The sequence below is a fragment of the Pseudodesulfovibrio alkaliphilus genome, assembly GCF_009729555.1.
Classification (GTDB): Bacteria; Desulfobacterota; Desulfovibrionia; order Desulfovibrionales; family Desulfovibrionaceae; genus Pseudodesulfovibrio; species Pseudodesulfovibrio alkaliphilus.
In genome coordinates this window covers 1-823 of sequence record NZ_WODC01000027.1, presented here as the reverse complement: position 1 = coordinate 823, position 823 = coordinate 1, and the positions used below count along the sequence as shown (strand labels likewise).

Annotated in this window: 1 protein-coding gene and 1 pseudogene; both read left to right on the top strand. The window is 62.9% G+C overall.

Annotation, left to right across the window (positions count from 1 at the left end; genetic code table 11):
• Window positions 1-4: 4 nt before the first annotated feature.
• Window positions 5-250 (top strand): annotated as a pseudogene (locus tag GKC30_RS15185) (IS66 family transposase); the annotation flags it as partial.
• 61 nt (window positions 251-311) lie between these two features.
• On the top strand, window positions 312-746 hold the full coding sequence (locus GKC30_RS15180) for an IS66 family transposase (RefSeq protein ID WP_155935751.1): 435 nt from the start codon (window positions 312-314) through the stop codon (window positions 744-746).
• Window positions 747-823 lie beyond the last annotated feature (77 nt).

Sequence of the window (823 nt, the reverse complement as noted above, 5' to 3'; positions counted from 1 at the left end):
GTGGGTGGCCCGGGGCGGTGACATCAAACGACCATCTGTGCTTTTTCACTACGACCCCGGCCGAGGCGGCAAGGTGGCCGAGGAGATCGTCGGGAACTTCCGTGGGTTTCTGCAAACCGACGGCTACGCAGGCTACAACGCCCTGGGCGAGCGCGAGGGGATCCGACATGTCGGGTGCCTGGCCCATGTGCGGCGCAAATTCCACGACGTGACCAAGGCCGGGGCCAAGAAGAAATCCGGCACGGCCCAGACGGTGCTGGACCTCATCGGCAAGCTCTACAAGCTGGAGAAGCAGGCGCGGGAGCAAAAGCTTGACCCAGGCCGTGCATGCCATGCGCCAGGAGCGTGTCCGACCGATCATGGACAAGATCAAGGCGCTGCTCGACGCCCGCGTGAAGACCACACCGCCCAAGAGTCTTCTGGGCCGGGCCATCTCCTACGCTCTGGGCCAGTGGGAAAGGGTCATGGTCTACCTCGAGGACGGCCGCCTGCAGCCGGACAACAATGCGGCCGAGAACGCCATCCGCCCCTTTGCCGTGGGCCGGAAGAACTGGCTGTTCTCCGGCTCTCCCCGAGGAGCCAAGACCAGCGCGGCCATCTATTCCCTCATCGAGACCACCAAGGCTTGCGGCCTCAACCCCTTCGAATATCTCCTGCACGTCTTCGAGCGGCTGCCCTACGCCTGCAACGAGAACGACCTCAAGGCCCTGCTGCCGCAAGGCATGTCAAAGAACGATTCGGCCTAAGCCAGATTCTCACCGAGACTCCTGATGGTTACCCGAGGAAGGCTTGCCTGAAAAGGTGGGGCTGTTTGGACGCATAC